Source organism: Pseudomonas viridiflava (assembly GCF_003702045.1).
Lineage (GTDB): Bacteria > Pseudomonadota > Gammaproteobacteria > Pseudomonadales > Pseudomonadaceae > Aquipseudomonas > Aquipseudomonas viridiflava_C.
Genome location: NZ_RBTP01000012.1, coordinates 432,689 through 445,967 on the forward strand (window position 1 = coordinate 432,689; position 13,279 = coordinate 445,967).

Sequence of the window (13,279 nt, forward strand, 5' to 3'; positions counted from 1 at the left end):
GCGAAACACCAACGTTGCATAAGGTTTTCCGGGGCGTGTGCCGAATCGGTCATCACGGTGATCACCGATGATCGCCTCACGTTTTCCCACACCTTATTACGCCGTGGTATTCACCTCATTGCGCAAGGTTGATGACGGGCTGGACTACGGTGAAGCCGCGCAGCGGATGATCGAGTTGGCTCGGCAGCAGCCGGGATTCTTCGGGGTTGAGTCGGCGCGAGATGAAAGCGGCCTGGGCATTACCCTATCTTACTGGGCCGATGAGGCTGCGATTCGGGCCTGGAAGGCACATGCCGAGCATGCTGAGGTGCGCGAGCAGGGCCGAGCCTGCTGGTATCAATCGTTCACGACGCGGGTGTGTAAGGTCGAGCGGGATTATTCGTTTTGAGAGCCGGTCATATTCTGGAATATCGCCCACCGGGCAAGACGCAGAAACAGAATGCGACCCAAGGTGCTGTTTCAATTTGCGGGGATATGCCAGCATTGCGCGCTAGACACGGGAGCCCCTATGAATCACGACCTGACCCCGAACGGTACGCTGCGTATTCCGGAAGGCCTGAATGTTCCCGCGCAGGTGATTTGCCACGCCACCAGCCTGCGCCGGGCGAGCCGCCGTATCTGCCAGCTGTACGACGCTGTAATGGCACCGTGCGGTTTGCGCTCGACGCAACGCTCGATCCTGATGCAGATCGCCCGCAATCAGGCGCTGACCATGACTGAGCTGGCCACGATACTGATTATCGATCGTTCCGCGCTGGCGCAGAATCTCAAGCCCCTGGAGCGCGAAGGACTGGTGTCGGTTGGGGTAGACCCGGACGACAGGCGCAGCCGTCGGGTTCACTTGACCCAGGCCGGTATCGAAAAGCTGCTTGAGTCTCAGGCGCTGTGGGAGCAGGCCCAACGCTCTTATGAAACGGCGTTGGGACCTGAACGGGCGCTGGAATTGCGTGCCTTGCTGGCCCAGGTGGCAGCGGCCGATTACGGTGACGAAGTAACCTGAGCCGTTCAGCCCGGTTTCATGGCATCACGGGCGGCGTGTACGTGAGCGTCGTGCCCAAGGCCCACAGCAGGAACAGCACCAGGGGCGTGTGTACCAGCAACTGGACGAACGAAAAACCGATCAGATCGCGTGCTTTCAGGCCCAGTACGCCCAGCAGCGGCAACATGTAGAACGGGTTGATCAGGTTGGGTAAGGCTTCGGCAGCGTTATAAATCTGCACGGCCCAGCCCAAGTGATACTGCAAGTCGTTGGCGACCTGCATCACGTAGGGCGCTTCGATGATCCACTTGCCGCCGCCCGACGGGATGAAGAAACCGAGCACTGCGGAGTACACGCCCATCAACACCGCGTAAGTGTCGTGGGACGCAATGCTGGTGAAGAATGTCGAGATGTAATGCGCCAGCGTCTGCGCATCGCCGCCCTTGACCGTGGTCAGCAGCGCTGCAATCGAGCCATACAGCGGAAACTGGATCAGCACGCCGGTGGTGGTCGGCACTGCGCGTGCTACGGCATCCAGAAAACTGCGGGGCCGCCAATGCAGCAGTGCGCCGAGCATGATGAACAGGAAGTTATAGGTGTTCAGCCCGGAAATCGCAGTGATTGCCGGTTTGGTCGAGAACTCGTTGAACAACCATCCCGCGCCGAGCATTACCATCAGGATGATCAACAGCGGACTGTATTCCAGCCACTCGCCGGGGCGCGAGCGGGCAGGCAGGGGCGGCAGGCTGAACGCAGGGTCTATGCCGCAGGCGTTGGCATCGCGTGCGCTGTTGGGGCCGGGTGCTGTGGCGTAGGCGACGATCAGCGAAATGACCACCAGCGCCGCCAGCATGACGCCGGACTGCCAGAGAAAGATGGTTTCGGTGAAGGGGATGACGCCGGTGATCGCCAGAATCGAGGGCGGCAGGCTGGCGGGGTTGGCCTGCAATTGCGCGGCCGACGATGACAGCCCGAGCGCCCAGACAGCACCCAGACCCAGGTAGGCGGCGGCACCGGCGGCACGGTAGTCCATGCGCAGGTCGGTACGGCGTGCAAGGGCGCGCACCAGCAGGCCACCAAATACCAGCGACAGTCCCCAGTTGAGCAGGGATGCGAGCATGGAAATCAAGGCGACCCAGGCCACCGCCGAGCGACCGTTGCGCGGGATGCGCGCCAGACGGTCGATCAGCCTGACCGCAGGGGGGGAACTGGCCACCACGTAACCGCCAATCACGACGAACGCCATTTGCATGGTGAACGGGATCAGGCTCCAGAAGCCATCGCCGAAGGCTTTTGCCGCTTCGGCAGGTCTGGCACCAATGGCTAGCGTGGCCAGGGTGACGATCACTACAGCCAGTGCGGCAAAGACCCAGGAGTCGGGAAACCAGCGTTCAGCCCATGCGGCGCAGCGCAGGGCAAATCTGGCGGAGCGGCTTTCTTCGAGGTTGGCGGCCATCTGGCTGTCCTGTTGTCATTATTATTGGTTTTTCGATGGTGACGGTGTTCTGCGTTCGCGTGAGACTGGGACGTGGAGCGTCACGGGCTCCATGCCAACGCGGAGCGTTGGCATGGTCATCCTTCAGCCTTCATATGGGTCGTTCCCATGCTCCGCATGGGAATGCAGCTCAGGACGCTCCGCGTCCGCATCCCGATGCGCCGCGGATACCCGACAGTGACGAAATCAAAACGTCATTTCGATCACATCATCCGGCACGATCAGTTTGCCGGCAGTCTTGGCGACGATTTCTTCAACGCTCACCCCCGGCGCGCGTTCGCGCAGGATGAACGCGCCGTTCTCGATTTCAAGGTAGGCCAGGTCGGTCAGCACCTTGCGAATACAACCTGCGCCAGTCAATGGCAGGCTGCAGCGAGGCAGCAGTTTGGATTCGCCGTCCTTGGAGGCGTGGGTCATGGTGACGATGATGTTGTCTGCGCCCGCCACCAGGTCCATTGCGCCGCCCATGCCCTTGACCAGTTTGCCGGGGATCATCCAGGAGGCGATATTGCCTTCGACGTCCACTTCAAACGCGCCCAGCACCGTCAGGTCTACATGACCGCCGCGGATCATGGCAAACGATTCGGCGGAAGAAAAAATCGATGCGCCGACGCGCGCGGTGACGGTCTGCTTGCCGGCATTGATCATGTCGGCGTCGATGGTGTCTTCGGTGGGAAATTCGCCCATGCCCAGCAGGCCGTTTTCCGATTGCAACATGACGTCGATGTCGTTCGGGACATAGTTGGCGACCAGCGTCGGAATGCCGATCCCCAAGTTCACGTAGTAGCCGTCCTTGAGTTCACGGGCGACGCGCTGAGCCATTTGTTCGCGGGAGAGTGCCATGATCTGAAATCTCTTTGTGGTGTGTGCCGATTCGTGCTTCGTGGAGCGCTTGTTGCCCTCAGAATTTTCTGAGGGTGCGCTGCTCGATGCGTTTTTCGAAAGTGCCCTGGATCACACGGTCGACATAAATGCCAGGGGTGTGGATCTGGGTCGGCAACAGCACGCCGGGCTCGACGATTTCCTCGACCTCGACCACAGTGATCTTGCCTGCGGTGGCCACGACGGGATTGAAATTCTGCGCGGTGTGACGATAGACCACGTTGCCGAAGTGATCAGCTTTCCAGCCCTTGATCAGTGCAAAGTCGCCGGTGATGGCTTCTTCGAGAATGACATTGCGGCCATTGAACTGGCGGGTTTCCTTGCCTTCAGCCACGGGCGTGCCGTAGCCGGTGGCGGTGTAAAACGCAGGAATGCCCGCGCCGCCAGCCCGCAGTTTTTCAGCAAGGGTGCCTTGCGGGGTCAGTTCGACCTCCAGTTCGCCGCTCAGCAACTGGCGTTCGAACAAGGCGTTTTCACCCACGTAGGAAGAAATCATTTTTCGGATCTGCCGGTCTTCGAGCAGGATGCCCAGGCCGAAACCGTCGACGCCGCAGTTGTTGGACACCACCGTCAGGCCCTTGATGCCCATGCGTTTGATCTGCGCGATCAGGTTCTCCGGGATGCCGCACAGGCCAAAGCCGCCGCACAGCACGGTCATGTTGTCGGTCAGCCCGGCGAGGGCCTCCTCGTACGTTGCCACTCGCTTGTCGAGCCCAGCCATGATGATCCGCCTTTTAGAGTTGTGACCGGCACGTTGCCGGAGGATCGGTGACCTGCATCTTCTCTCGGGACCAGTGATTTGTTAATTTTGTTTTTCTGATCGATTAATAAGAAAGATAAATATATGAACGTGAAGCAGCTTCGTGCTTTTCTGGCCGTGGCGCAGTACCTGAGTTTCGCCCAGGCAGGCGAGCGTTTGCACTTGTCGCAGCCGGCCCTGAGCCTGACGATCAAGGGACTTGAAGAGGATCTGGGCGGCCAGTTGCTCACGCGCACCACCCGCAACGTCAGCCTCACACCGGAAGGTGAAACCCTCTTGCCGCTGGCGCGCCAGCTGCTGGCCGACTGGGACAACACCGAGGAGCTGCTGCGTCAGCGCTTTACCTTGCAGACGGGGCGAGTCTCCATCGCGGCGATGCCTTCGTTCGCTGGCAACCTCCTGCCGGGCGCGCTGAAGACGTTTCGCGACCGTTACCCGCGGGTCAACGTCGCCGTGCATGACGTGGTCAATGAGCAGGTGCTGGAAATGGTGCGCCATCGCCGGGTCGAACTGGGGATCGGTTTTGAGCCGGAGTCGAGCAGTGCGCTGTTATTCACGCCGTTTTACATGGATCGATTCGTCGCCGTCGTGGCCATCGATTCGCCGCTGGCCACGCGTGCGCAGGTGACTTGGGCCGAGCTGTTGGAAGAGGACTTCATTGCCTTGCAGCGGCCGTCCGCCGTGCGTTTGCTGCTGGAGCACGCCATCGAATCGCGTCACGGCAAGTTGTCGGTGGCGTTCGAAAGCCACCAGTTGTCGACCATCGGGCGTATGGTCGCCAGCGGGCTGGGCGTGAGTGCGGTGCCTTCACTGTGCATCGAGCAGATGCAGGAACTCGGCGCACGCTGTGTTCCCCTGGTCGAGCCGCTGATCGAACGGCGTATCGGTTTGATGATGCTGACCGATCACAAGCTGTCGGCGGCGGCACAGGCATTGCGTGAAGTGCTGATCGAACACGCCCGTAAACAGGGGCTGTAAAAGTCGATAGCCACTATCACGCCGGTTGATTTTTGCCGCGAGAGGGCGGGGCGTAACCTTGCTTCATTCCCGAAATGAAGCCAGCCTGGAGGCCCCTCATGAACCGCATGCTTGCCCTTGCTCTTGTTCTGTCATTCACCGTAGCGCTGCTGTCCGGCTGTTCCACTCATCACGCTGTCGAGTTGCGTCCTTATTCGGTCGAGGAAAGCCATCAACTGGCGCTGGAAGATTTGAATCGTCGCGGTCTGTCTTTCGAGGAATATCAGGCACGCAAGTCGCAGCTGTTGGCCGATCCGCAAATCCAGCAGGTTCGTCAGTTCGACAGCCAGGGCGAAATCAGTGTTGATCGCGGCACTCTGGATCAGAACCCTCAGGGCTGATCGCGCGATTCCCGTTTTCTCGAACGTCCAAAGAGCCTTAGCCTGACGTCCTGTCGTTATCTGTCGGTCAGATCAAGGCGTTCAGCGTTTCAAGTAGAACCCGAACCTTGGTAAAGGTCTCCTGATACTCCGCTTCGCAATCGGAATCGGCAACGATGCCGCCACCGGCCCAGCATGAAACCTGCCCGTCCTTGACCAGCAGGCTGCGGATGGCGATGGAACTGTCCATCTGCCCACGCACATCCAGGTACATCAGCGAACCGCAATAGACACTGCGCCGGGTGGGCTCCAGTTCATCGATGATTTGCATCGCCCGAATCTTCGGCGCGCCCGTGATCGAGCCTCCGGGAAAACTGCCCGCGATCAGGTCCAGTGCATCATGTTCAGCCGCCAGTTCGCCCGTCACGCTGCTGACCAGATGGTGCACGTTGGGGTAGCTCTCCAGGCTGAACAGCTCCGGCACTTTCACGGAGCCTGTTTTGCAACTGCGGCCGAGGTCGTTGCGCAAGAGGTCGACGATCATCAGGTTCTCGGCACGATCCTTTTCACTGCCCATCAGTTGCTCGGCGAACTCCGCATCCTGTTCCGGGTCGCCGCCACGCGGGCGGGTGCCCTTGATCGGCCGGGTTTCGACGTGCCTGTCGCTGACTTTCACGAATCGTTCGGGTGAAAGACTGAGGATCGCCTCGTCACCCGACAACGCCATGAACCCTGCGAAGGGCGTCGGACAAGCTGAGCGCAGTGCCTGGTAGGCTTGCCACGGATCACCGACGCACGGTGCCTGAAAACGCTGGGTCAGGTTGACCTGATAACAGTCGCCTGCCTGGATGTAGTCCTGAATCCGCTCGAATGCCTGCCGGTACTCGCGGGCGTTGATGCTGGCGGCGAAGGGCTTTTGCAGCGAAAAAGGCGGGTCGGCAGGTGCCGATGTGCCTTCGAACAGCTCAATCAGGCGGGCGCGCTCGACTTCGGTCACGACTGGATGAAAGACTAATTGGCTGGTCTGCGCCTGATGGTCGCTGATCAACGCCCAGCCATACAGCGCTAGACGCGCTTCAGGCAGTTGCAGATCGTCAATCGACTGATTCGGCAGCGGTTCCAGACGGCGACCGAAGTCATAACTCAGGTACCCCATCAGGCCGCCCGCGAAGGGCAGCTCGGCACCGCTCGGCAAACAGGTGTTGCCCAGCACAGCCAGGCCTTTGCGCAGGCGGTCAATGTAAGCGCCGCCGGTTTCCTCTGCCTGGATCGTCAGGTCCTGCAAGGGCCAGGCGCTGAGCAGATCAAAGCGGCCTCGATCAGCTGTAGGCCTGCCGCTGTCGAGCAGCACCGCACCCGCAGCCTGGCGGATTCGTGAAAAATACACCGCCGGGTCGGCGCTATAGGGCAGGGGGTGTATCAGGCAGGTGGGCATGTCGAAACGTCAGTATGGAGGCGCGGCCGGGGATTGTAGTCCTGTGGCGTGTCGCCTCCTAGGGGTATGTCGGGATTGGGCAGAAGCTGATCGCTCTCAGGCGCTGGGCACGTGGCCGAACAGTGCCTGCACGAACTCGACCCGCTCCTGTGGCGTTTCCTGTCGGCCGTCCTGGGCCAATTGCTCGATACGTGCTTCTACCGCCTGGGTTCGGTGCGTCAGGCCGCTGTCGTTGGCAATCTGGATATTCAGACCGGGACGGGCGTTGAGTTCCAGGATCAGCGGCCCTTTGTCCTGATCCAGCACCATGTCCACACCAATGTAGCCCAGTCCGCACAGCTCGTAGCATTCGGCGGCAAGCTTCATGAAACCGTCCCAGTTGGGCAGTTGCACGCCATCGACCGAATTGGTGGTGTCCGGGTGCTTGCTGATGATGCTGTTCAGCCAGGTGCCCTGCAGGGTTATGCCGGTGGCCAGGTCCACGCCGACGCCGATGGCGCCCTGGTGCAGGTTGGCCTTGCCGCCCGATTGACGGGTGGGCAGGCGCAACATGGCCATGACCGGGTAGCCCATCAGCACGATGATGCGAATGTCCGGTACGCCTTCGTAGCTGATGCTTTTGAAGATAGGGTCCGGGGTGACGCGGTATTCGATCAGCGCCCGGTCTCGGTGCCCGCCCAGTGAATACAGGCCTGTCAGGATGCTGGATACCTGATGCTCGATTTCCGACTTGCTGATGATGCGTCCCGACACCGTGCGATAACGGTCCTCGAAACGGTCGGCGATCACCAGGATGCCGTCACCGCCCGCGCCCTGTGCCGGCTTGATCACGAAATCGCTGCGCCCACCGATGATCTCGTCGAGCTGGTCAATCTCCTTTTCCGTGGAAATCACGCCATACATCTCGGGCACGTGAATACCAGCCTGGATGGCCCGCTCCTTGGTGATGATCTTGTCATCGACGATCGGGTACAGGCTGCGCTTGTTGTACTTGAGCACGTAGTCGGCATTACGCCGATTGATGCCCATGATCCCGCGCGCTTCCAGTGCCTTCCAGGTTTTCCACCAGCCGATCACTTGGCCTGTTCCTCTTTCAGGAACGCTTTGAAGCGCATCAGCTCGGTCAGGCGATAGCCGCGGTATCTGCCCATCGCCAGCATGAAGCCGACCAGCACCAGCAGCACGGCGGGGAAGGTGAACACGAAGTAGGTCAGTTCCGGCACGCTCATGATCAGGTGCGCCAAGGAGGCCGCGAACAGCGTGCCGATGGCCACTTTCATGGCATGGCTGGCGCCGCGCTCTTCCCAAGTGATCGACAGGCGTTCGATGGTCATGGTCAAGATGACCATCGGGAACAGTGCCACCGACAGACCGCGTTCCAGCCCCAGTTTATGACTGAACAGGCTGATGGCGGCGATCAGCACCACCACAAAGGTCAGCACGACGGACAGGCGCGGCAGCATTTGCAGTTTGAGGTGCTCAAGGTACGAACGCAGCGACAGCCCCAGCGCGGTGATCACCGTAAACAGGGCGATGCCGAAGCCCAATTGGGTTTCGCGGAACGCCAAGGCAATCAGCACGGGCGTGAAGGTGCCCAGGGTCTGCAGGCCGATCAGGTTGCGCAGGATCAGGATGACCAGCACGCCAATCGGGATCATGACCATGATCATGAACGTCTGCTGGGTCTGCAGCGGCAGGCCGTACAGCGAGTAGGCGAGGAAGTCCGAGTCGGTGCTGGCGTCGGTCAGCTTGGCCAGGCGCATGGCGTTCATTTCGCTGTTGTTCAGGCTGAAGGTGACCTGCACCTTTTTGCCGCCTTCGACCGTGACCAGATTTTCTTCACCCGTCCACCAGAGCAGGCGGTCGTCCGGCAAACCGGCTTCGCCCGTGTCCGGGTTGAAATACAGCCATTCCTTGCCATTGAAGCTGCGCAGCCACAGTTCAGGTGTCTGGGGCTGATCGGCGTTCAGGCGGATGGTGTGGGCTTTCTCAAGCGGCACGTGGGCAATGGACAGCAGCAGTTCGGTGACCTGGGCTTTCTTGCCAGCGGAAGTGTCGCCCGCCAGCAGCAGCTTGACGTTGTCATCGCTCAGGTTGTTGACCCGCTTGATGGCTTCGGTGATGAAGGTTTCGACATCGGCCGAGTGCTGGCGAATCGGTGCGAGCAACGCTTCGGCAGCGACTTTTTCCGGGCCTTCCACGGGCAGGCTGTCGCGGAAGATCGGGCCTTTTACCTTCGGCTTTTCGCCGCTGTAGCGCTTGGTCAAAACCAGCCTGTAATACAGCGTCTGGTTGCCGGTGGCGCGGCGGGTCGACCAGGTGACCCGACGATTGCCGTCGCCACGGTTGACGCTGACGCCGTAATTGTTGGAGATGAAGCTTTCATTGAGGCTGATGTAATCGTGGGCCAGTGGCGGCACGAACATCTGGATCTTGACCGAGTCCTTGGGGTTGGCGATGAACTCGACCTTGGCGTCGATGTTCCACAGGTCGTCGGTTTCGTCTTCGGACACCGGAATGCCGAGCGCCAGTATCTGATAGGCCGTGATCGCAATGCCCAGGGTCACCAGGACAGTGATCAGGATTTTCAGATGGAGCGTGAGAGCGCGCATGTATTTACTCTGCGTTTTGAGCGACGGAAGCGCAGCCAGGCTTCCCTGCCGCATATTTAAGACTTGGATCGACCAGCGCATCGAAGTGTTTCAACGCTTCGGAGCCGATCAAAAGCGGGTATTGGAAAGCACTTCGGTCGGTCAAGTTCACTTCTATGGTGCGTAAAACTTCACCCATGCAGACAGCCAGGCTGATAACCGGCCGTGCGGTGTACTGTTTTTCATCATCCGGGTCGCGATCATCGGCGCGACGCTTGATCTTGCTGACCCGCGCCAGCGGCATTTCTATGGGGTGCGCATGGGTGTTGTCGATGGCCAGGTAGAAGCGAACCCAACGCTCGCCATTGCGATTGAAATGCTTGATTTCACGAGCGCTCAGCGAGGCCGTTTTGGCGCCGGTGTCGAGCTTGGCCGCCACCTCCAGATTAATGTCGGTCAACCGGGCGTATTCGTTGAGGCCATAGACCGTTTTGGCGGCAGCAGCGCAGAAAGGCGACACACACAGAAGGCAGAGCAGCGTAGTGAGGGTATGGAATCTCATAAATCCTGGCGCGATGAGCGAAAAACTGGAAGGTCAGGGCGCAAGCGGGATGGACCTGATGATGAAGAACAGGCAGTGGCGCAACGGCGCACCAGCACTGTGCAGATGTGGCGCGGATTCTAGCATGAAGCGGTCAGGGTGCCAGTTATCCAGTGGTTCGCGGCCTGGATTGGCGATTAATCTGTTGGTCACCTTCATTAGACGATTGTCGACAATGCCTGATTTATCTTTGACGCAATAGCGTTCAAGCGCTAGATTTGCGCCTAACCAGTGCCGAGGTGTCGACAATGTTGGCTTCGCTTGAAAATACGCCTGCTTCTGCAGATGAGTCGGAAACGCTTTCCGAGAACGTCTTTCGGCGCATTCAGGCAGCCATCGTCAAGGGCGAGATCGCGCCAGGCAGCAAGATTTCCGAACCGGAACTGGCACGCACCTATGGCATCAGCCGTGGGCCACTGCGTGAAGCGATCCATCGGCTTGAAGGTCAGCGTCTGGTGGTTCGTATCCCCCATGTCGGTGCCCGTGTTGTCTCGCTCAGCCACGCCGAGATGATCGAACTCTACGAAATCCGCGAATCCCTTGAAGGCATGGCCTGTCGGTTGGCGGCGCAGCGGATGACGAGCGAAGAGATCGACGAGTTGCGTCGGGTGCTCGATACCCACGAACGCGATGCCGCGTTTCAGGCTGGCGTCGGCTACTACCAGCAGGAAGGTGATTTCGACTTTCATTATCGGATCATTCAGGGCAGTGGCAATCGCACCCTCAGCCAGATGCTCTGCGGCGAGCTTTATCAACTGGTGCGCATGTATCGCATCCAGTTTTCCACCACGCCCAACAGACCCCGCCAGGCCTTTGCCGAACACCACCGTATTCTCGATGCCATTGCCGAGCGCGATGGCGAGCTGGCCGAATTATTGATGCGCCGTCATATCGGTGCTTCCAGACGCAACATCGAGCGCCACTATCAGGCCGCTACCGAACGAGGTGAACCATGAGTCGCGACACCACAACTCCCGGACAGCGTTTTCGTGACGCGGTTGCCAGCGAACAGCCGTTACAGGTGGTGGGTGCAATCAATGCCAACCACGCCTTGTTGGCCAAGCGTGCCGGTTTCAGGGCCATTTACCTGTCCGGCGGCGGTGTGGCGGCAGGCTCGTTGGGCATTCCCGATCTGGGCATCACCGGGCTTGAGGATGTTCTGATCGACGTGCGCCGGATTACCGATGTCTGTGATCTGCCATTACTGGTCGATGTCGACACCGGCTTCGGCTCCTCTGCCTTTAACGTGGCGCGTACCGTGCGCTCGATGATCAAGGCAGGCGCGGCCGCGATTCACATCGAGGATCAGGTCGGCGCCAAACGCTGCGGGCACCGGCCCAACAAGGAAATCGTATCGCAGCAGGAAATGGTCGACCGTATCAAGGCCGCCGTCGATGCGCGGACGGACGACAGCTTCGTGATCATGGCGCGCACCGATGCGCTGGCGGTGGAGGGGCTGGAGTCGGCGGTGGAGCGGGCGGAGGCCTGCATCGAAGCCGGGGCGGACATGATCTTTCCGGAAGCGATCACTGAACTGGCGATGTACAAGCAGTTCGCCAACCGCGCCGGTGTGCCGATTCTGGCCAACATCACCGAGTTCGGCGCCACGCCATTGTTTACCGTGGACGAGCTGCGCGACGCTGACGTTTCGCTGGTGCTCTATCCTCTTTCTGCCTTCCGCGCCATGAACAAGGCGGCGGAAAACGTCTACGGCGCGATCCGCCGCGACGGCACCCAGCAACAGGTGATCGATACGATGCAAACCCGAATGGAGCTGTACGACGCCATCGACTACCACACCTTCGAGCAGAAGCTCGATGCGCTGTTTGCGCAGAAGAAAGGCTGAACGAAGCCTATTGATCGTTCCTACGCTCCTGCGTGGTAACGCCGCCCGGGACGCTCGGCGTCCGCTCTCGAGTGTTTCGCGGCGCACGAGCGGGATATTCAAAGGATCATTCCCGACAATTTCAAGAACTGGAGAATGCAATGGCTGAAGCAAAAGTATTGAGCGGCGCAGGTCTGCGGGGCCAGGTCGCCGGACAGACTGCCCTGTCCACCGTCGGCATGGCTGGCGCTGGCCTGACCTATCGCGGCTATGACGTTCGCGAACTGGCGGCGCAGGCACGTTTCGAAGAAGTCGCCTACCTGCTGCTGTACGGCGAGTTACCCACCCCAATCCAGTTGACCACCTACATGCAGCGTCTCAGAGAGCTGCGCGAACTGCCTCAGGCCCTCAAGGAAGTGCTTGAGCGCATCCCCGCCGACACTCACCCGATGGACGTGATGCGCACCGGCGCCTCCATGCTGGGCACCCTGGAACCAGAGCGCAGTTTCGAACAGCAGCGCGACTCAACCGACCGCCTGCTGGCCGCCTTTCCGGCAATCATGTGCTACTGGTATCGTTTCAGCCACGACGGCAAACGCATCGACTGCATCACCGACGAAGACTCTATCGGCGGACATTTCCTGCACCTGCTGTTGGACAAGACCCCCAGCGAACTGCACCGCAAGGTCATGGACGTGTCGCTGATTCTGTACGCCGAACACGAGTTCAACGCCTCGACATTCACCGCACGGGTCTGCGCATCGACGCTGTCCGATTTGTATTCCTGCATCACTGCGGCCATTGGCACATTGCGCGGTCCGTTGCATGGCGGTGCCAACGAAGCGGCGATGGACATGATTCAGCGTTTCGGCTCGGCCGATGAGGCGACGCAAGGCACGTTGGGCATGCTGGAGCGCAAGGAAAAGATCATGGGCTTCGGCCATGCGATTTATAAAGAGTCCGACCCGCGCAACGAGGTGATCAAGGGTTGGTCGAAGAAGCTTGCCGATGAAGTGGGCGATACCGTGCTGTTTCCGGTGTCCGAGGCCATCGACAAGGTCATGTGGGAGCAGAAGAAGCTGTTTCCCAACGCCGACTTCTACCATGCCTCGGCGTATCACTTCATGGGCATTCCAACCAAGCTGTTCACGCCGATCTTCGTCTGCTCGCGCCTGACCGGCTGGGCAGCGCATGTGTTCGAACAGCGCAGCAATAACCGCATCATTCGTCCGAGCGCCGAGTACACCGGTGTTGAACAGCGCAGTTTCGTGCCCATCGAGCAGCGCTGATTCAGACGGGCAGGGAAGCCGCCGATGAGCTTCCCGCCTGTTCTTGGAAACCATCCTGATGTCGTCCGCAATGAACCGAGCCCGC

The 13,279-nt window shown here is 60.0% G+C and carries 14 protein-coding genes; 7 read left to right on the forward strand and 7 right to left on the reverse strand.

The window, feature by feature from the left end; genetic code table 11:
* Positions 1–67 precede the first annotated feature (67 nt).
* On the forward strand, positions 68–388 hold the full coding sequence (locus ALP40_RS04035; protein ID WP_122206989.1) for an antibiotic biosynthesis monooxygenase: 321 nt from the start codon (positions 68–70) through the stop codon (positions 386–388).
* A 120-nt stretch (positions 389–508) separates the two neighbouring features.
* Positions 509–1,000: a MarR family winged helix-turn-helix transcriptional regulator gene (locus ALP40_RS04040; protein WP_122206990.1), complete on the forward strand. Its 492-nt coding sequence runs from the start codon at positions 509–511 to the stop codon at positions 998–1,000.
* A 16-nt stretch (positions 1,001–1,016) separates the two neighbouring features.
* Here ALP40_RS04040 and ALP40_RS04045 read toward each other — a convergent pair whose 3' ends face one another.
* The 3 genes from ALP40_RS04045 to ALP40_RS04055 form a co-directional block, all read right to left on the reverse strand.
* A complete protein-coding gene (locus ALP40_RS04045) occupies positions 1,017–2,435 on the reverse strand; it encodes a short-chain fatty acid transporter (RefSeq protein WP_122206991.1) in 1,419 nt (472 codons plus the stop codon).
* A gap of 225 nt (positions 2,436–2,660) precedes the next feature.
* Complete coding sequence (locus ALP40_RS04050) at positions 2,661–3,317, reverse strand: CoA transferase subunit B (RefSeq protein ID WP_122206992.1); 657 nt, start codon at positions 3,315–3,317, stop codon at positions 2,661–2,663.
* Positions 3,318–3,375: 58 nt separating this feature from the next.
* Positions 3,376–4,077, reverse strand: a complete 702-nt coding sequence (locus ALP40_RS04055; RefSeq protein WP_122206993.1) for a CoA transferase subunit A — start codon at positions 4,075–4,077, stop codon at positions 3,376–3,378.
* 123 nt (positions 4,078–4,200) lie between these two features.
* Here ALP40_RS04055 and ALP40_RS04060 point away from each other — a divergent pair, with 123 nt between their 5' ends.
* Together ALP40_RS04060 and ALP40_RS04065 are read left to right on the forward strand one after the other, a co-directional pair.
* Complete coding sequence (locus tag ALP40_RS04060) at positions 4,201–5,094, forward strand: LysR family transcriptional regulator (protein ID WP_122206994.1); 894 nt, start codon at positions 4,201–4,203, stop codon at positions 5,092–5,094.
* 98 nt (positions 5,095–5,192) lie between these two features.
* Positions 5,193–5,474, forward strand: a complete 282-nt coding sequence (locus tag ALP40_RS04065; RefSeq protein ID WP_122206995.1) for a hypothetical protein — start codon at positions 5,193–5,195, stop codon at positions 5,472–5,474.
* Positions 5,475–5,541: 67 nt separating this feature from the next.
* Here ALP40_RS04065 and pabB read toward each other — a convergent pair whose 3' ends face one another.
* From pabB to ALP40_RS04085, 4 genes are all read right to left on the reverse strand, one after another.
* Positions 5,542–6,888 (reverse strand): aminodeoxychorismate synthase component I, encoded by a 1,347-nt coding sequence (pabB, locus tag ALP40_RS04070; RefSeq protein ID WP_122206996.1) that lies wholly within the window; start codon positions 6,886–6,888, stop codon positions 5,542–5,544.
* Positions 6,889–6,984: 96 nt separating this feature from the next.
* The gene (locus ALP40_RS04075; RefSeq protein WP_183136001.1) at positions 6,985–7,962 is read right to left on the reverse strand and encodes an alpha-L-glutamate ligase-like protein; all 978 of its coding nucleotides are present in this window, start codon (positions 7,960–7,962) and stop codon (positions 6,985–6,987) included.
* Positions 7,962–9,500 carry an inactive transglutaminase family protein gene (locus ALP40_RS04080; RefSeq protein ID WP_122206998.1) on the reverse strand — a complete coding sequence of 513 codons (1,539 nt, stop codon included), beginning with the start codon at positions 9,498–9,500 and terminating at the stop codon, positions 7,962–7,964. Before ALP40_RS04080 ends, ALP40_RS04075 begins: the two co-directional genes overlap by 1 nt.
* A 4-nt stretch (positions 9,501–9,504) precedes the next feature.
* Positions 9,505–10,041: an ATP-dependent zinc protease gene (locus tag ALP40_RS04085; protein WP_122206999.1), complete on the reverse strand. Its 537-nt coding sequence runs from the start codon at positions 10,039–10,041 to the stop codon at positions 9,505–9,507.
* Between the two features lie 287 nt (positions 10,042–10,328).
* On the opposite strand from ALP40_RS04085, the gene ALP40_RS04090 reads away from it, so the two are divergent.
* The 3 genes from ALP40_RS04090 (at position 10,329) to prpC (ending at position 13,194) form a co-directional block, all read left to right on the forward strand.
* A complete protein-coding gene (locus ALP40_RS04090) occupies positions 10,329–11,036 on the forward strand; it encodes a GntR family transcriptional regulator (RefSeq protein ID WP_122207000.1) in 708 nt (235 codons plus the stop codon).
* On the forward strand, positions 11,033–11,926 hold the full coding sequence (prpB, locus tag ALP40_RS04095; protein WP_122207001.1) for a methylisocitrate lyase: 894 nt from the start codon (positions 11,033–11,035) through the stop codon (positions 11,924–11,926). Before ALP40_RS04090 ends, prpB begins: the two co-directional genes overlap by 4 nt.
* A 140-nt stretch (positions 11,927–12,066) precedes the next feature.
* Positions 12,067–13,194 (forward strand): 2-methylcitrate synthase, encoded by a 1,128-nt coding sequence (gene prpC / locus ALP40_RS04100; RefSeq protein ID WP_122207002.1) that lies wholly within the window; start codon positions 12,067–12,069, stop codon positions 13,192–13,194.
* Positions 13,195–13,279 lie beyond the last annotated feature (85 nt).